17 protein-coding genes are annotated in these 17,386 nt (G+C 60.9%); 11 read left to right on the top strand and 6 right to left on the bottom strand.

Features of this window, described 5'->3' with window-relative positions:
- Nucleotides 1-116: 116 nt before the first annotated feature.
- From BM216_RS16380 to BM216_RS34045, 4 genes are all read right to left on the bottom strand, one after another.
- Nucleotides 117-1,169: a quaternary amine ABC transporter ATP-binding protein gene (locus BM216_RS16380; protein ID WP_093000276.1), complete on the bottom strand. Its 1,053-nt coding sequence runs from the start codon at nucleotides 1,167-1,169 to the stop codon at nucleotides 117-119.
- A complete protein-coding gene (locus BM216_RS16375; protein WP_093000275.1) occupies nucleotides 1,162-2,070 on the bottom strand; it encodes an ABC transporter permease in 909 nt (302 codons plus the stop codon). The genes BM216_RS16380 and BM216_RS16375 overlap by 8 nt, the downstream gene beginning before the upstream one ends.
- Before the next feature lie 194 nt (nucleotides 2,071-2,264).
- Nucleotides 2,265-3,260 carry an ABC transporter substrate-binding protein gene (locus BM216_RS16370; protein ID WP_093000274.1) on the bottom strand — a complete coding sequence of 332 codons (996 nt, stop codon included), beginning with the start codon at nucleotides 3,258-3,260 and terminating at the stop codon, nucleotides 2,265-2,267.
- Between the two features lie 659 nt (nucleotides 3,261-3,919).
- Nucleotides 3,920-4,063 carry a hypothetical protein gene (locus BM216_RS34045; protein ID WP_177230808.1) on the bottom strand — a complete coding sequence of 48 codons (144 nt, stop codon included), beginning with the start codon at nucleotides 4,061-4,063 and terminating at the stop codon, nucleotides 3,920-3,922.
- A gap of 304 nt (nucleotides 4,064-4,367) precedes the next feature.
- Between BM216_RS34045 and cobU the strand changes: the two genes are divergently transcribed.
- Nucleotides 4,368-4,889, top strand: a complete 522-nt coding sequence (gene cobU, locus BM216_RS16365; protein WP_093000273.1) for a bifunctional adenosylcobinamide kinase/adenosylcobinamide-phosphate guanylyltransferase — start codon at nucleotides 4,368-4,370, stop codon at nucleotides 4,887-4,889.
- 6 nt (nucleotides 4,890-4,895) lie between these two features.
- On the opposite strand, the gene BM216_RS16360 is transcribed toward cobU, so the two are convergent.
- Nucleotides 4,896-5,681 carry a TSUP family transporter gene (locus BM216_RS16360; protein WP_093000272.1) on the bottom strand — a complete coding sequence of 262 codons (786 nt, stop codon included), beginning with the start codon at nucleotides 5,679-5,681 and terminating at the stop codon, nucleotides 4,896-4,898.
- Between the two features lie 176 nt (nucleotides 5,682-5,857).
- Here BM216_RS16360 and BM216_RS16355 point away from each other — a divergent pair, with 176 nt between their 5' ends.
- Entirely contained in the window at nucleotides 5,858-6,823 is a 966-nt protein-coding gene (locus BM216_RS16355) for a nucleoside hydrolase (protein WP_093000271.1), read from the top strand.
- A 19-nt stretch (nucleotides 6,824-6,842) separates the two neighbouring features.
- Here BM216_RS16355 and BM216_RS16350 read toward each other — a convergent pair whose 3' ends face one another.
- The gene (locus BM216_RS16350) at nucleotides 6,843-7,568 is read right to left on the bottom strand and encodes a Crp/Fnr family transcriptional regulator (RefSeq protein ID WP_093000270.1); all 726 of its coding nucleotides are present in this window, start codon (nucleotides 7,566-7,568) and stop codon (nucleotides 6,843-6,845) included.
- Nucleotides 7,569-7,700: 132 nt separating this feature from the next.
- Here BM216_RS16350 and hemN point away from each other — a divergent pair, with 132 nt between their 5' ends.
- The 9 genes from hemN to ccoN all read left to right on the top strand — a co-directional run bounded on the left by hemN (nucleotide 7,701) and on the right by ccoN (nucleotide 17,381).
- Entirely contained in the window at nucleotides 7,701-9,050 is a 1,350-nt protein-coding gene (gene hemN, locus BM216_RS16345) for an oxygen-independent coproporphyrinogen III oxidase (protein ID WP_093000269.1), read from the top strand.
- Nucleotides 9,051-9,165: 115 nt separating this feature from the next.
- The gene (locus tag BM216_RS16340) at nucleotides 9,166-9,450 is read left to right on the top strand and encodes an acyl carrier protein (RefSeq protein ID WP_003495848.1); all 285 of its coding nucleotides are present in this window, start codon (nucleotides 9,166-9,168) and stop codon (nucleotides 9,448-9,450) included.
- An 18-nt stretch (nucleotides 9,451-9,468) separates the two neighbouring features.
- The gene (locus BM216_RS16335) at nucleotides 9,469-9,942 is read left to right on the top strand and encodes a 3-hydroxyacyl-ACP dehydratase FabZ family protein (RefSeq protein WP_093000268.1); all 474 of its coding nucleotides are present in this window, start codon (nucleotides 9,469-9,471) and stop codon (nucleotides 9,940-9,942) included.
- 33 nt (nucleotides 9,943-9,975) lie between these two features.
- Nucleotides 9,976-11,178, top strand: coding sequence for a beta-ketoacyl-ACP synthase (locus BM216_RS16330; protein ID WP_093000267.1), 1,203 nt, complete (start codon nucleotides 9,976-9,978; stop codon nucleotides 11,176-11,178).
- Nucleotides 11,179-11,189: 11 nt separating this feature from the next.
- Entirely contained in the window at nucleotides 11,190-12,476 is a 1,287-nt protein-coding gene (locus BM216_RS16325) for a beta-ketoacyl-ACP synthase (RefSeq protein WP_093000266.1), read from the top strand.
- Nucleotides 12,477-12,640: 164 nt separating this feature from the next.
- A complete protein-coding gene (locus BM216_RS16320) occupies nucleotides 12,641-13,669 on the top strand; it encodes a zinc-binding dehydrogenase (RefSeq protein WP_093000265.1) in 1,029 nt (342 codons plus the stop codon).
- Between the two features lie 5 nt (nucleotides 13,670-13,674).
- A complete protein-coding gene (locus tag BM216_RS16315; RefSeq protein WP_093000264.1) occupies nucleotides 13,675-14,610 on the top strand; it encodes a lipid A biosynthesis lauroyl acyltransferase in 936 nt (311 codons plus the stop codon).
- A gap of 157 nt (nucleotides 14,611-14,767) precedes the next feature.
- The gene (locus BM216_RS16310; protein WP_143102782.1) at nucleotides 14,768-15,484 is read left to right on the top strand and encodes a PAS domain-containing protein; all 717 of its coding nucleotides are present in this window, start codon (nucleotides 14,768-14,770) and stop codon (nucleotides 15,482-15,484) included.
- Nucleotides 15,485-15,758: 274 nt separating this feature from the next.
- Nucleotides 15,759-17,381 (top strand): cytochrome-c oxidase, cbb3-type subunit I, encoded by a 1,623-nt coding sequence (ccoN, locus tag BM216_RS16305; protein WP_093000262.1) that lies wholly within the window; start codon nucleotides 15,759-15,761, stop codon nucleotides 17,379-17,381.
- Nucleotides 17,382-17,386 lie beyond the last annotated feature (5 nt).

The following is a 17,386-nucleotide window of genomic DNA, read 5'->3' as shown; positions in this document are numbered from 1 at the left end:
CCTCCTGAAAATCGTAGAGCAGATATAAAGCTTCCTTTATATGCTTTCAACTCAGAGGATAACCGTCGGCTGCGACGCCGACGCTTCTCGTTACGTCGCCCGCTCGATGACTACGACTATTCCGCCGCGATTTTTTCCGCTTCCGAACCTGCCGGCGTCACCATTGCTGCGATCATAGTCTGAAGGTCCAGCGTGCCGATCGGAGTGCCCGCATCATCCACGACGGTGGCTTTGCTCAGGCCGTTTTCGGTCATGATCTTGGCGGCGCCTTCCAGCGTCGTCGTCGCTTCGATGCGCGCGCCGTCCGCCTGGCCGTCGAAGGGGGCCATGACGGTCTTTGCCTGGATCACCCGGCCGCGGTTCACTTCTTTGACGAAAGCGGTGATGTAGTCATCGGCTGGGGACAGGACGATCTGCTGGCCGGTTCCTTGCTGCACGACCTGGCCGTCGCGCAGAATGGCGATCTTGTCGCCGAGCCTCAGTGCCTCGTCGAGATCGTGGGTGATGAAGACGACGGTCTTCTTCAATTCCGCCTGCAGATCGAGAAGCACGGACTGCATGTCGACGCGGATCAGCGGATCGAGCGCCGAATAGGCTTCGTCCATCAGGAGGATGTCGGCGTCGTTGGTCAGCGCCCTTGCAAGGCCGACACGCTGCTGCATGCCGCCGGACAGCTGGTTGGGATAATGGTTCTCGAAGCCGGACAGGCCGACCCGTTCGATCCAGTACTGGCCCTTCTTGGTGCTCTCAGTGCGGGAGATGCCCTGGATGTCGAGACCGTAGACGGCATTCTCGATGACCGTGCGGTGGGGCAGAAGCGCGAATTTCTGGAATACCATCGCCGTCTTGTGACGGCGGAATTCGCGCAGGTCGCGGTCGTTCATGCCGCAGATGTTGATGCCATTATAGACGAGTTCGCCATAGGTCGGTTCGATCAACCGGTTGATGTGGCGGATCAGCGTCGATTTGCCCGAGCCGGAAAGCCCCATGACGACAGTAATGCCGCCGGCAGGCATGGAAATGTTGATGTCCTTGAGGCCGAGGACGTGACCGTATCTCTCGTTGAGCTCGGCCTTCGACAGGCCGTTCTTCACCGCTTCCACATGGTCGCGGCCTTTGGGGCCGAAGATCTTGTAGAGGCCTTTGATCTCGATGCCGTGACTAGCCATGGACAACCTCCGAATGACGCTGAAGCCGTTTGCCGAAGGCCTGGCTGGTACGATCGAAAATGATGGCGATCGCGACGAGGGCAAAGCCGTTGAGGAAGCCGTAGGTGAAGAACTGGTTGTTGATCGCCTGCAGCGTGTTGCGGCCAAGGCCACCGACGCCGACCATCGATGCGACGACCACCATGGCGAGCGACATCATGATCGTCTGGTTGATGCCGGCCATGATCGTCGGAAGCGCCAGCGGCATCTGCACGTTCCAGAGCTTCTGGCCGGGCGAGGAGCCGAACGCATCGGCCGCTTCCAGCACCTCCTTGTCGACGAGGCGGATGCCGAGATTGGTCAGGCGGATCATCGGCGGCACGGCATAGATGACGACCGCTATCAGGCCCGGCACCTTGCCGATCCCGAAGATCACGACGACGGGGATGAGATAGACGAAACTCGGCATCGTCTGCATAACGTCAAGGATCGGATTGATGACCCCCTGCACGCGTTCGGAGCGGGCCATCACGATGCCGATCGGAAGTCCAATGACGATGGCGATCAGCGTCGATACGGTGACGATTGCAAGCGTCGTCATCGTGTCTTCCCACAGGCCGAATATGCCGATGAGGATCATGCCGACTGCGGTGCCGATGGTGATGCGGATGCTGCGGCTGCCGAAATACACGACCAGCAGCATGACGATCAGCACGACGGTCCAAGGCGAGGTGGTGAACAGCCTTTCGAGGTAGTTCAGGAACCACTGCAGCGGTGCCTTGAGCGCGTCGATGATGTAACCATATTCGCGGACGAGACCTCTGAAGCCGTCGTCGATCACCTGGCGCGCCTGCCGAATATAGCTGTCGCTGATGGCCGGGAACCGACAAAGGGCTCGCGGCAGGAACTCGCAGATCGCCATGCTTTTCCCCTTTGTCTCTATTTTTGTCCGTCTCCGGGTACCGCGCCGACATGGCTTTTCGGTCACGGCCCGCAATCCACCCGGGCATTATCATGGTGCGAACCCGCTGCCACGCGGCCCGTTGCGACATGCGTCAGGGCCTGCACGACGTATCCAAGGGCGGTAGATGCCTCCGCCCTTGGATCATCATAACATCAAAGCGACGCCTTGACCTTTTCGGCTACATCCGGCGCGACCCATTTTTCCCAGACTTCCGGCATGGTTTCGAGGAAGTGCTTGGCCGCATCCTCGTTAGTGCCCTGGTTATCCGTCTGCCATGCGAGCACGCTGTTGACCGTGGCGTTGGTCCATTTGCGAGCCTTGATGTAGTCCATCGCGACGCCCGCCTTGTCGGCGAACTCCTTGGTCACGACGGTAAAGGCCTCTGAGGTCGGATAGGAGTTGACCTTCGGATTGGCGCAATCCGGAACGGCGGTGCAGGCGTCCCAGTCCGCCTTGTCGTGCGGCGCGTCGAAGGAGAGCTTCACCATCTCGTACTTGCCGAGAATGGCGGTCGGCGCCCAGTAATAGCCGAGCCAGCCAGTCTTCTTTTCGAAGGCGTTGGCGATCGAGCCGTCCAGGCCGGCGGCAGAGCCGGTGTCGACCAGTTCGAAGCCCTTATCCTTGGCGCCGAGTGCCTTGTAGAGGTTGGCGGTCGAAACCTGGCAGTTCCAGCCGGAGGGGCAGTTGGTTACGGCAGCCTTTGACGGATCTTCGGGGGCAGGGAACAGTTCGGGATGAGCGAGTGCCTGCTGGACGGTCTTGATATCCGGATGGGCATCGGCGAGGAATTTCGGGATCCACCAGCCTTCGACCGCGCCGTCGGCGAGGATTTCAGCCGCTTCGATCAGGCGGCCTTCCTTGACGGCTGCGTCGAGCGGAGTGCGCACGGCGTTGACCCAGAATTCCGGCGCCATGTCCGGCTGGGCCTTCTCGTTCATGGAGGTGAAGGTCGGCATCGTGTCGCCCGTAACGAGCTCGACGGTGCAGCCATAACCTTCTTCGAGGATGATCTTGTCGACATTGGCGGCGACGCCGGCGGACGCCCAGTTCATTTCGGCGATGGAGATGGAGCCGCAATCTGCCTGTGCTGCCCCGGCAAACGCGTAGAGACCGGCTGCAAAGGCAGTGGAAGCGAGGAGTTTTTGCATCGTAAGACCTCCCAGTCTTATTGTTGACAACCAATACGCGGAGCCGGTTTTACCGAAATCCGTTTGCGGAGATATGTCAGGGACAACCAAGCCGCCCCGATGAAGAACTGCCGTCCACCTGCATCTTCTTGCTATCTCGGCACAATGCCTCGGATAGGGCGCATTTGCGTGTCAGCGCAGTCACCGTACGGCTTCCATCAAATAAATCAACAGCAGCTGTCAGTACGGCTGATCCGAAGAATACTCGTAACTCGTTGGAAGAACGTGTTTTGTGCCTTGCGGAAGGTCTAAAAACGGTCAAATGCCGTCAATATGCGCTATTGGACTTGCGGCATTCGGCATGCGGTCTGAAACGGATTGAAAGTCACGCCCGAGATTTGACGTTTAGTAGCCGATTAGCGCCGCGACCATGCTGCGCAAAAAAATGTAGTCTGATGAAAAAAAAGAAGTATGCGGGGTCGATTTGGTGTCACCAACCGCATTCAATAACCATCCGGTAAGGATGTCGCGCTATTGATCTGGCCGCGGACGGATCGTCCGCCATTGGCGCCGGCCTGGGTAAAGCGTACCGGCCGCCTCTTAATCCTGGCGTCAGTCGCAAATGCGACGCACCTTCCCGGCGAGGCCGGGAAAGCCGGAAACGGGCTATTCCTTAAAGATCAGCCAAGGTTCGACGTGCGGATGAATCCGATGGCCGTCGACAGGCGTTCGCCGAACGTCGGACGGCGCTCTCTCGATGCGCGGGGCACTTCGGAGTTCCAAGCGATCTGGACGCCATTCTTGCTGCTGAAAACGTAAAGCATCGGGGTGTTTCCTCACGGGTCGCGAGCCATCTCGGCGACCTCATATTTTGGCGATGCAATACGCCCGACTGAGACGCCCCACAACTCAGCCATCCGCCACTTTATGTCGCAAAACGGATAGCGCATGAAAATGCCGAGACGCGATGTTTTTCAGGCACTCCCGGCAAGGCGCGATTGACTTCAACGGCCTGAGGCTGCACCATGATGTCGCAATGCTTATCCAGACAAACCCTAACACGGGCCGGACGCCTCTCAGATCTACGAATCGTCCGGTCTCGTCTGGCTCCAGAATGATCCTCTCCCCATGATCTTGACCGGCAAGACTGCGCTCGTTCTCGGAGGTGCGCGCTCCGGTAAATCCGCGTTCGCGGAAAAGCTGGCGCGCGACAGCGGCATGGAGCGGCATTACATCGCGACAGGGCGGGCCTATGACGACGAGATGCGGGAGCGGATCGCCAGGCACCGCGACGATCGCGGCCCGGAATGGATCACACATGAAGTGCCTCTGGATCTGTCCGGCGCGCTGGCGGAGGCCGATGACCCCGGCTGTGTCGTCCTGGTGGACTGCCTGACGCTCTGGGTCACGAACCTGATGATGGATGACGCTGATATTCCGGCGCGAGCCGCCGACCTTGTGGCGCGTATATCGGCCACTCGGGCCACCGTTCTCCTCGTGTCGAACGAAGTCGGCCTTGGGATCGTGCCGGAGAACAGGATGGCACGGGAATTCCGTGACCATGCCGGACGTCTGCACCAACAGATCGCCGCAGTAGTGGACGATGTGTTTTTCATCGCTGCCGGCCTGCCGCTCCGCATGAAGGGGTGACTGGGCTTACCAGCCGAGCCAGAGGCGGGCAGGGTGGCTGGGGTCGGCCAGCAGCTTCGTCGCCAGCGCCAGGCAGGAAATTACCAGCAGCGGCTTAATCAGCTTGGAGCCCTTCTTCATCGCGAGGCCGGAGCCGATCTGCGCGCCGATGAACTGGCCAAGGCCCATCATCAGGCCAACCTTCCAGAGGATCGAGCCCGTTGCGGCGAAGACCAGGAACGAGCCGAAATTCGAGCCGAAATTGATCAGCTTGGTATGGGCGGTCGCCTTCAGGAGGCCGAAGCCGGCAAGCAGCACGAATCCCAGCATGTAGAATGAACCGGCACCCGGCCCGAACACACCATCATAAAGGCCGACGATCGGCACGACCGTGAGGCCGAATACAAAGGGCGTCACCCGGCGGTGACCATCGACGTCGGCGAGATTGGGCTTGAACGCGAAGAACAGCGCGATCGCGATCAAAAGGAAGGGGATCGCCGCGGCGAGCATTGATGCCGGAACGATCGAGGCAAGCAGAGCGCCTGCGGCGCCTCCGGCCATCGCCATCACCGCCATTGGCATCTGCTGGCGCAGGTTAATGTGGCCCTTGCGGGCGTAGGCGATGGTCGCCGACGCCGACGCGAATTGCGACTGCAGCTTGTTCGTGGCGATTGCCTCGAGCGGCGGAAGACCTGCGATCAGCAGAACCGGGATGGTGATCAGACCACCGCCGCCTGCAATGGAATCGACGAAACCGGCAAAACAGGCGGCAAGAAACAGGAGCAGGAGAAGCTCGAAGGCGATATCGGGCAAGGGAGGGCACTCGCGGGGCAGGAAATGCTTGAAGAGCCGCCTTTTGGCACCGAACCCGTCCGCGGGCAAGACTACCCACAGCGCAATCCGTCAGGACCCGCCGACGGGATTGCACCTTGTCGCAATGCGACTATGGTGCGCGGCCTTAAGCAGCATCAGCAAAGTTGGACAGGCGCATGCAGAAAGTCATATTCGACACCGATCCCGGCGTGGACGACGCAATGGCTCTTCTTTACCTGCATCGCCATCCGGATATCGAACTCGTCGGCGTGACCACCGTGTTCGGCAATGCCGCGATCGAGCTTACAACGCGCAACGCGCAGTTCCTCCACCAGGAATGGGGCATTGCGGCTCCGATCGCCAAGGGCGCAGGCGCGGCCTTCGACGAGGCCCGTGATTCAGCCCATTACGCTCCAGCCGTTCATGGCGAGGACGGGCTCGGCAATATCGGCGTACCGCTGGACATTGACCATCCGCTGGATGAACGTTCGGCAGCGCAGTTCATTATCGACATGGTGCGTGCCGATCCGGGCAATGTGACGATCGTCGCCGTCGGCCGGATGACCAACCTGGCGCTGGCGCTCAAGGCCGATCCGGGCATTGCGGCACTGGTAAAGGAAGTCGTGATCATGGGCGGCGCGTTCGACGTGAACGGCAATGTCACGCCGGCGGCCGAGGCCAATATCCACGGCGATCCGGAAGCGGCCGACGTCGTGTTCATCGCGCCGTGGAAGGTCACGATCCTCGGCCTCGACGTGACGATGAAGACGCGGATGTCGTCCGACGAGATGGCCGCGATGGTCAAGGCCGGAGGGCCGGAACTGAAACTGCTTTCCGACCTGTCGCAGTTCTATATCGATTTCTATCGCCAGCGCGTTGGTCTCGACGGCATGGTGCTGCATGACAGCTGCGCCTGCGTCTATCTCACCGAACCGCATCTGTTCGACGTCCGCACGGGCCCCGTCCGTGTCGTCTGCGGCGGGCTTGCCGACGGCAAGACCATTCAGGCGCCGGATCAAGGCCGCAAGTTCATCGGCAGTGCCTGGGATGGTGTCCCGAGCCAGTCGGTCTGCACCGACGTCCGTGCCGAAGGTGTGCTCGATGCGATCCGCGCCGTTCTTGTCGAAGGTCGCGCACCCTGAAAAATGCGGCGGGCGAGGGCTAGTCTCCGCCCGCGGCCACCGAAAGCCGTTCGAAATCCGGCACGATCACATGCCGGTTGTTTTCGATATGGATGATGCCGTCCTTGCGCAGCTTGGTCATCTGGCGGCTGACGGTCTCGATCGTGAGGCCGAGAAAATCAGCGATGTCGGCGCGTGACAGCGGCAGGTCGAAGGCGCAGTCGCGGATATCCTCCGGTTCGGTATGCGTGGCGATCAGCACCAGCAGGCTCGCCACCTTTTCGCGGGCGGACTTGCGTCCGAGCGTGAGCATCCAGTCACGCGCCTCGTCGAGTTCCAGCAATGCCTGCCTGTGAAGTTTTGCACCAAGATCCGACGATTCGCCGATCATGCGCTCCAGCAGCCGTCGCGGCAGCACACAGAGTTCTGTATCGGTGGCGGCTTCGGCAGTCATCAGGCTTTCGCCGAGGAAGGGACGCCCCATGAAATCGGGAGCGAATTGCAGGCCGACGATCTGCTGGCGGCCGTCCGCCATGATCTTCTGCAGCTTCACGACACCTTTCAGCACGTTGGAATAGGACGTTACCAGTTCGCCTTGGCCGATCAGCTCGGTTCCAGCCTCTACAGCACGGCGCTGCGAATGCTTGTTGAGTTCGGCCAATTGCTGCGTGGTCAACGTGGAGCAGATGCCGCCGTGCCTTGCTTCGCAGGAGCGGCAGACGAGCGGGATCTCCTGGGTCTCCGGCAGTTTCAGCTGTGCATCCATCTTCCTGTCCTACGATTCGGGCTCTCCTCCGTGGTTTCGACCTTGGTTCACATGACGTTCTCATGCTTGATCCAGGTCAAAGTCGCGAAAATATTCCCCGGCTACCTCTGGGCCGCAGAAAAGAGGTGCGCGATGAACGAGAGGCTGCTTGCAAAATATTCCGGTGCGGTGCCGCGCTATACGAGTTATCCGACAGCCCCTCACTTTCACAGTGGGGTAAATTGCGACATCTATTCGCAGTGGTTGTCGGAGCTCGGCGCGGGCAACAGCCTGTCGCTCTATCTGCATATTCCCTATTGCGACCGGCTCTGCTGGTTCTGTGCCTGTCACACGAAGCAGACGCTGCGTTATGAGCCGATCACCGCCTATCTGGCGGCCCTGCGGCAGGAGATCGCCACGGTCGGCGCCCGCGTCGGGGCCGGCACGAAGGTCACCGCCATCCATTTCGGCGGCGGCTCGCCAACAATGCTGAAGCCCGAGGACATGATCGATCTGATGGACTGCCTCAGGACATCGTTCGACATGGCCGAAGAAGTGGAGATCAGCGTCGAGATGGACCCGAACGATCTGGATGAGGCCCGGTACGATGCCTTGTCCGAGATCGGCATGATGCGCGCGAGCCTCGGCGTGCAGGATTTCGATCCGGTCGTGCAGAAAGCTATCAACCGCATCCAGACTTTCGAGCAGACGAAATCGGTGGTCGACGCGGTGAGGGCCCGCGGTGTCGGCTCGGTCAATTGCGATGTGCTTTATGGCTTGCCGCACCAGACCGTCGAGGGTGTGGATCGCACGCTGTCGGACATTTTGTCGCTGTCGCCGGATCGGGTGGCGCTTTTCGGCTACGCCCATGTGCCGTGGATGAAAAAGCACCAGACGATGATCCCGGAATCAGCACTGCCTGATGTCACAGAGCGTTTCCGCCAAAGCATGTTTGCCGCTCAGAAGCTGTTTGATGCCGGATACCAGGCGGTTGGGATCGATCATTTCGCCAAGGCCGGCGATTCGCTCGCAATCGCTGCCCGTTCCGGCCGTCTGCGGCGTAATTTCCAGGGTTATACGACTGACAGCGCCGACGCGCTGATCGGGCTCGGGGCCTCTTCGATCAGTCAGTTGCCGCAGGGCTATATCCAGAACATGCCGGCAACCGGCGAATACCAGCGAATGGCCGCGAACGGGGGCCTAGCGGCGGTTCGCGGTGTCGCGTTCTCGAGCGACGATCGCATGCGCGCCTATGTTATCGAACGGTTGATGTGCGATTTCGGCTTCGACTTCCTGCCTCTGCGGGCGAGTTTCCCCGATGGCGCGGATGAGTTAATCGGAGAAGCACGGGCCTTCGCGCGGCAGAACACGGACGGCATCTGTCATGTCACCAACGGCGCATTCCGCATCACGAGGCAAGGGCGCCCGTTCGCGCGCACCGTGGCGGCAATCTTCGATCGCTATTTCGATACGGGGCGTGGACGGCACTCGATTGCCGTCTAAAACTGCTGTTTGGGCAACAGTTTCGGTGCAAATTTGGGCTTCGAAAAACGAAGCCATTGGCATTTGGAACCGTTTTCCCTATGTGGAACTCTGATTTACATATTCTTCAGAGGACATGGGCGTGACCGCTACATTCGACAAAGTTGCCGACATCATTGCTGAAACCAGCGAAATCGACCGCGAGACCATCACTCCGGAAAGCCACACGATCGATGACCTCGGCATCGACAGCCTGGACTTCCTCGACATCGTCTTCGCGATCGACAAGGAATTCGGCATCAAGATCCCGCTCGAGCAGTGGACCCAGGAAGTCAACGAGGGCAAGGTTTCGACCGAGGAATATTTCGTCCTCAAGAACCTCTGTGCCAAGATCGACGAGCTGAGGGCGGCCAAGGGCTGACGCCCTACCGTAAGCCGTATGCTACTCGAATATTTCCAGATGATCGATCGGGTGGAAACGCTCGATCTCGGCGGAAAGACACTGAAGGCGCGGTCGACCGTGCCGGCGAAAAGCCCCGTTTTCGAAGGGCATTTTCCCGGCATGCCGCTCGTTCCGGGCGTGCTCCTGATCGAAACCATGGCGCAGGCCTCGGGCATGCTCGTGCTCGCCGCCACCAATTTTGCTGCCATGCCGTTTCTCATGTCGGTCGATGGCGCCAAGATGCGCGCCTTCGTCGAGCCGGAGGCGGTTCTCGACATCGAAGCCTTCCTAGAGCATGAAGGATCGGGTTATGCCGTGACCAAGGCGAAGATCTCGTCTGCCGGCAAGAAGGTCTGCGACGCGCAGCTCAAGCTACGCACGATGCCGTTTACAGAAATTCCGCTGGCGCCGATCGTGCGCAAGCGCGCCGAAGAAGTCGGCCTTGTGGCCGCAATGGAAGCCGGCGGCTGAAGCCGCCCGCTAACCTCCGCAAAGAGGACAGTTATGAAGTCTGACAATGATGTTGTGATCACCGGCGTCGGGATCGTGACCTGCCAGGGCGTCGGTAAGGATGCGCATGTCGCGTTCCTGTCGCAGCCGGCGGTCGGCGCACCGAAGGTCGAAATCGAACGCTTCAAGCCCTATCCGATCCATCCCATGCCGGAAATCGACTGGTCGGCCCAGATCGCCAAGCGCGGCGATCAGCGGCAGATGGAGAACTGGCAGCGCCTCGGCGTCTTCACCGCCGGTCTGGCGCTCGACGACGCCGGCCTCAAGGAAAACGCGGAAGCCTGCGCCTCGATGGATATGATCGTGGCCGCTGGCGGCGGTGAGCGCGACATCAAGGTCGATTCGCTGATCGCCGACGAAGGCCTCAAGCGCAACGACCGCGACGTGCTGCTCAACGAGAAGCTGACGACCGAACTGCGTCCGACGCTGTTTCTGGCGCAGCTTTCCAACCTGATGGCCGGCAATATCTCGATCGTCCACAAGGTGACGGGATCGTCGCGCACATTCATGGGCGAGGAATCCGCTGGCATTTCCGCCGTCGAGACTGCCTTTCACCGGATCAAGGCCGGGCAATCCAGCCACAGCCTTGTCGGCGGCGCCTTCGTCGCCGAACGCGCCGACATCATTCTGCTGGTCGAGGGCATTCGTGCCCATGCGACCGGTGACTGGGAAGCCCTCTGGTCGCGTTCGTCCGACAATGGCGGCGGCATGATCATGGGGTCGGTCGGTGCATTCCTCGTGCTCGAATCCCGCGCCCATGCGCAAGCGCGCGGCGCCCATATCTACGCAACGATCGACGCAGTCGAAGGCGATCGCGGCAATCGCGACGACGGACGCCTCGAGAAGCGGCTTTCGCGCCTGTCCGAAGCCGGCTCCGCTCTCAACGCCGACGACACGGTGGTTTTTTCCGGCGCAAGCGGTCTCGTCGAGCTGTCGGCACGTGAGAAGGCGGTTCTGGAACAGACTTTCCCGGGCGCAGCTATCCGCGGCTTCGGCGGCGTAACCGGACATGGCATGGAAGCGCAGTTCCCACTTGGCCTTGCGCTTGCGGCCCTGGCGCTCGATGGCAAGACCAATGTGCCGGCATTCGACGGCAAGAACGAACAAGCCATGTCTAAGCCGGCCGCCCATGCAGTGGTAACGACTGTCGGCTATACGCGCGGCGAGGGTGTTGCAATCCTCTCGACCGACGCCTGAAGGAGCGAAGCATGAGTGACAACCGCTTCAAGGATCATCTTGGACGTCCGCTCGTCGCCGTGACCGGCATGGGCGTCATCACGTCTCTCGGGCAGGGCCTCACCGACAATTGGGCGGCGCTTACCTCCGGTACCTCGGGTATCCACAAGATCACCCGATTCCCGACCGACAAGCTCTCGACCCGCATCAGCGGCACCGTCGATTTCATCGCCGTTCCGGCAAACAATGCGGTCGAACGCTCCTTCGCCTTTGCCCGCGAAACGACCAAGGAAGCACTGGCGCAGGCCGGTCTGTCCGGCGATTTCGAAGGTCCGCTGTTTCTCGCGGCCCCTCCGGTCGAGCCGGAATGGGAAGACCGTTTTGCGCTCGCCGACCGTGCGCCGCCGCCGAAGGTGGAAGGTGACGCCTACGATCGCTTCCTGACTGCGATGCGCGAGCGACCCGATCCCACCTTCCTTGAAGCCGTCCAGTTCGGCTCGATCTCCGAACGCCTCGCCGACACTTTTGGCACACGCGGATTGCCAGTGACGCTATCGACTGCCTGTGCATCTGGCGCCACCGCCATCCAGCTCGGCGTCGAAGCGATCCGACAGGGCCGCACCGACAAGGCGCTGGTTGCAGCGACCGATGGTTCGGTCAGTGCTGAGGCATTGATCCGCTTCTCGCTGCTCTCGGCTCTGTCGACCCAGAACGATCCGCCGGAAAAGGCCTCCAAGCCGTTCAGCAAGGATCGCGACGGATTCGTCATCGCCGAAGGTGCCGCGACGCTGGTGCTGGAATCGCTGGAATCGGCGATTGCCCGCGGCGCCAAGGTGCTCGGCATCATCAAGGGCCTCGGCGAGAAGGCCGACCACTTCCACCGCACGCGCTCGTCACCGGATGGTGGCCCTGCGATCGCGACCATTCGCGCGGCACTCGAAGACGCCGGCATGGATGAAGGCGGTATCGGCTACATCAACGCCCATGGCACCTCGACGCCGGAAAACGACAAGATGGAATATGGCTCGATGCTGGCCGTGTTCGGCGACAGCCTGAAGAGCATTCCGGTCTCGTCGAACAAGTCGATGATCGGCCACACGCTGACCGCAGCGGGCGCTGTCGAGGCGGTATTCTCGATCCAGACGATGCTGACCGAGACCCTGCCGCCGACCATCAATTACACCAACCCCGATCCGACGATCGAGCTGGATGTGGTACCGAACGTAAAGCGGAGCGGCTCGCCCAAGGCGGTTCTTTCCAACTCCTTCGGCTTCGGCGGCCAGAACGCCAGCCTTGTCATGACGCGGGAACCGCTCTAAGGCCAGCGCCACAGATGAGGCGTCATCCTCGGGCTTGTCCCGGGGATCCATTGACGTCGACAATAAAACCGAAGGTTGGCAGCTGCTCGGGACAAATCCGGGCATGACTTTGGCGTGTGACGATGCCACGCCGACCCGATGAATCCGGAAGGAAACCTGAAACCATGCGCGCGCTGCAACTTCTCGATGACCGCAAGCTCGAAGCCGTCGACATTCCCGAACCGGAAGCACCTGGCCCGGGCGAGGTGACCTTGCGCGTCAAGGCGGTTGCGCTGAACCATATCGACGTGTGGGGCTGGCGCGGCATGGCATTCGCCAAGCGCAAGATGCCGCTGACGATCGGCGCTGAAGCATCCGGTGTCGTCGAAGCGATCGGTCCGGGCGTTTCCAACGTACTGCCCGGCCAGCTTGTTTCCATCTACGGCGCCCGTACTTGCGGCCTCTGCAAGCCCTGCCGCGAGAAGCGCGACAATCTCTGCGAAAACGTCTCCGGCGTTCACGGCTTCCACCTCGACGGCTTCGCCCAGGAAAAGGCGAACCTGCCGGCGCGCCTGCTGGTTCCGGCACCTCCGGGCGTCGATGCCGTCGGTGCAGCGCTTGCGCCGGTCACCTTCGGTACCGTCGAACACATGCTGTTCGACAATGCCAAGCTGCAGCCAGGCGAAACCATTCTCGTCCATGCCGGCGGTTCGGGCATCGGTACGGCGGCCATCCAGCTCGCCAAGAAGATGGGCTGCACGGTCATCACCACCGTCGGTTCAGACGACAAGATCGAAAAGGCCAAGGCGCTCGGCGCCGACCACGTCATCAACTACCGCAAGGACCGCTTCGAGGGCGTCGTCCGCAAGCTGACCAAGAAGAAGGGCGTCGACGTCGTCTTCGAGCATGTCGGCAAGGACACCTGGGCAGGCTCGATGCTCTGCATGAAGCGCGGCGGCCGTCTCGTCACCTGCGGCTCCACCTCGGGCGTTTCCACCGACATGAACCTGATGATGCTGTTCCAGCAGCAGCTGAAGCTGCTCGGCTCCTTCGGCTGCCGCATGGAGAACATGGCCGATGCCATGCAGAAGATGGCGCAGGGCATTGTCCATCCGGTAATCGACACCGAAGTGACCTTCGACGAGATCTACAAGGCGCTGGAGCGCATGGAAGGCCGTCAGATCTTTGGCAAGATCATCCTGCGGATGGACTGACACACGTGAAGATGTTCATCACCCGGATCGTTCTGGCGCTCAGGAACTTCCAGCAATGGCTGGTGGCACAGGCGACCTTCGGTCTCCTGAATTCCCTGAAGATCCTGCCGGCCGATCCGGCCATCCGCTATGCCGATCGCTTCGCCCGTTACCTCGGGCCGAAGCTCTGGCGCCACAAGCTGATGATGACCAATCTGCGCAATGCCTTCCCGGAAAAAGCTGAGACGGAGCTTGAAGAGATTGCCGTCGCCAGCTGGGGACATATGGGGCGACTTGCGGCAGAATATGTCTTCCTCGACCGGCTGTTCGATTTCGATCCCGAACAGGAGAATCCGGGCAGGGTGGAGGTGTCGGGCATCCCGATCTTCCTCGACCTGCGCGACAATCCGCGGCCGTTCATCGTCTTTACTGCCCATACCGGCAATTTCGAACTTCTTCCCGTGGCAGGCAAGGCGTTTGGTCTGGAGGTCATGGTGCTCTTCCGGCCGCCGAACAATCCCTATATCGCCGAGAAGGTCTTCTCCTTCCGCTCCTCTCGCATGGGACAGCTCGTTCCCTCGCATGCCGGTTCGTCCTTCGCGCTGGCGCGCAGGCTTGAAGCCGGAGGCGGGGTCGGCGTGCTGGTGGACCAGAAATTCCGCAAGGGTCTCTCGACACTTTTCTTCGGTCGGCCGGTCAAGACCAATCCGCTGCTTGCGAAACTCGTCCGCCAGTTCGATGCCGACGTCTATCCGGCGCGCTGCATCCGGCTGCCGGACAACCGGTATCGGCTCGAAATCGAGCCAAGGATAGAATTGCCCCGCGACGCCAAGGGCAATCTGGACGTCCAGGGGACGTCGCAGGTTCTCAACGACAAGGTCGAGAGCTGGGTTCGGGAATATCCGGAACAATGGCTCTGGTATCACGACCGTTGGCACATCAAGAAACATGTCGAACGCTGAGTGCCCATCTTTGCCTTGTGCACTCCCGCTATGGTAGATTAGGCAAATATTTGCGTCGCAGCTTGATAAATTGTTTAGTCAGAATCGTGTTTGATAGGATCAGTATAGCCTTCAATGGGAAGGCGCCGCTTCTCGCATCTTCGGAGAGGGGTCAGTTGTGAAAGCATTGGTTGATCTGTTCTGGGCCAAGTATGGCGATCTGCGCCAGGCGGTCGAACGGGAGGATGATGAGGCCGTGGAGCGGCTCGATCGCGAGCTCGATCCTCTCATCAAGGCGATCCTCAGCGGCCAGGGACTGCAGGACCAGGCAACAATCCGCATTCAATTCCGCTTTGCGCTCGATCTTCTGAACGAGGAAGCCGACGACCGCGGTTGCGTCCGCCGCAATGCGCACCTGCTGCAAATGCTGGTGGAACGTTATCTGGTGACCGACCAGAGCCTGTCGTCCCCGTCCGAGAGCGCAGTCGACGACACGCCTGGACCGCCGGATGTAGCCCAGGCGATCGTCGATGGCTCGCTGGACGATTCGCTTCTCAACAAACTGCCGGAACGCGTCGTGGTCGTCGCACCGGGATACCGGATCTTCTATTCGAACGAGACCAATGCACGGCGGATGGAAATGCCCCGGGAGGAGCTGATCGGGCGCCATTTCGCCGAGTTTGTCGGCCTGCACCATTTCCGTCATGACCTCCAGCCGAGCCTTGACCGCTGCTTCGAAGGGGACAGTTTGACGCTGACCTATGCGGACAAGGTCGAGGGGCAAACAGTTGTCGTCCACTGCCGCATGTCGCCGATCACCCGTTCGTCGACGCTGATCGGGGCCTTGGTGGTGATGCAGGAAACCTCCGACCGCAGGCGGCGTCCAGCAGCCTGATATAGTTCAGCCGAAACCACCAGCCGATGACGCCGGGTCCCGACGCTAGGACCCGTGTCTGCCGCCCGTTCGGGCGTGTCGGTTCCCCAAATTTCCGCAAAGCGCCAGGCGGCCTGCCGTTCTCATTACGGTGCCGGATCACTCTTGATTCAAGTCAAGGCGATCATCGCCCGCTGCTGCCATTTCTCCGGTTGATCGCGGCGGTGCGAGGGCAGGGGATTCGTTGTTCGGACACCATCGCGGCGTGCAAACACGTCGTTGGGGGAAACCAACAATGAACTACCCTTTGGAAACCGCAGCGCTAGTGGTCGGGACATTCCTGGCGCTGCTTGGCGCGGCCTACGCGCATGACTCATTATTTGCAGCCCATATGTGGGTGCTGTTCTTCACGCTTGGTATCAGCAGCATCGTCATGCTGCGCCGCGTATCCTTTGCGCCGGCTGGCGCGCCGCGCACGACACCCGTGAAATCGGAATATTTCGACGAGGTCGTGAAATACGGCACGATCGCCACGGTGTTCTGGGGCGTCGTCGGCTTTCTGGTCGGCGTCGTGGTGGCGCTGCAGCTGGCCTTTCCCGACCTCAATATCGAGCCCTGGTTCAATTTCGGCCGGACGCGGCCGCTGCATACCTCGGCTGTCGTTTTCGCTTTCGGCGGCAACGCGCTGATCTGTACCTCCTTGTACGTCGTTCAGCGCACCTCGCGGGCGCGTCTTTTCGGCGGCAATCTCGCCTGGTTCGTCTTCTGGGGCTACCAGCTGTTCATCGTGATGGCGGCAACCGGCTACCTGCTCGGCATCACCCAGGGCAAGGAATATGCCGAGCCCGAATGGTATGTCGACATCTGGCTGACCATCGTCTGGGTCGCCTATCTGGTGGTCTTCCTCGGCACGATCCTGATGCGCAAGGAGCCGCATATCTATGTGGCGAACTGGTTCTATCTGGCCTTCATCGTCACCATCGCCATGCTGCATATCGTGAATAACCTGGCGATGCCGGTCTCCTTTCTCGGCGTGAAGAGCTATTCGGCCTTCGCTGGCGTGCAGGACGCTTTGACCCAGTGGTGGTACGGCCATAACGCGGTCGGCTTCTTCCTGACGGCAGGCTTTCTCGGCATGATGTATTATTTCGTGCCCAAGCAGGCGGGCCGTCCGGTCTATTCCTACCGGCTGTCGATCATCCACTTCTGGGCGCTGATCTTCATGTATATCTGGGCCGGCCCGCACCACCTGCATTACACGGCGCTGCCCGACTGGGCGCAGACGCTCGGCATGGTGTTCTCGATCATGCTCTGGATGCCCTCGTGGGGCGGCATGATCAACGGCCTGATGACGCTGTCGGGCGCCTGGGACAAGATCCGCACCGATCCGATCATCCGCATGATGGTCATCGCCATCGCCTTCTACGGCATGTCGACCTTTGAAGGTCCAATGATGTCGATCAAGGCCGTCAACTCGCTCAGCCATTATACGGACTGGACGATCGGCCATGTGCATTCGGGCGCGCTCGGCTGGGTCGGCATGATCTCCTTCGGCGCGATCTATTTCCTCGTCCCGAAACTGTGGCACCGCAACCGGCTCTACAGCCTTGCCATGGTCAACTGGCACTTCTGGCTCGCCACGCTCGGCATCGTCGTCTACGCGGCCGTCATGTGGGTCGCCGGCGTCCAGCAGGGCCTGATGTGGCGCGAATACGACGACCAGGGTTTTCTCGTCTACTCGTTCGCGGAAACGGTCGCGGCCATGTTCCCGTACTACCTGCTGCGTGCCGTCGGTGGCGCCATGTATCTCGCAGGCGGTCTGATCATGGCTTTCAACATCACCATGACCATTCTCGGCCATGAGCGGCAGGAACGCACCCCCGGTGTCGCGCCCGCCGCCCTGCAGCCGGCCGAATAAGGAGC

The organism is Rhizobium sp. NFR07 (assembly GCF_900111905.1).
GTDB lineage: Bacteria > Pseudomonadota > Alphaproteobacteria > Rhizobiales > Rhizobiaceae > Neorhizobium.
Note: the sequence above shows the minus strand (reverse complement) of the source record. Positions and strands in the feature narration are given on the sequence as shown.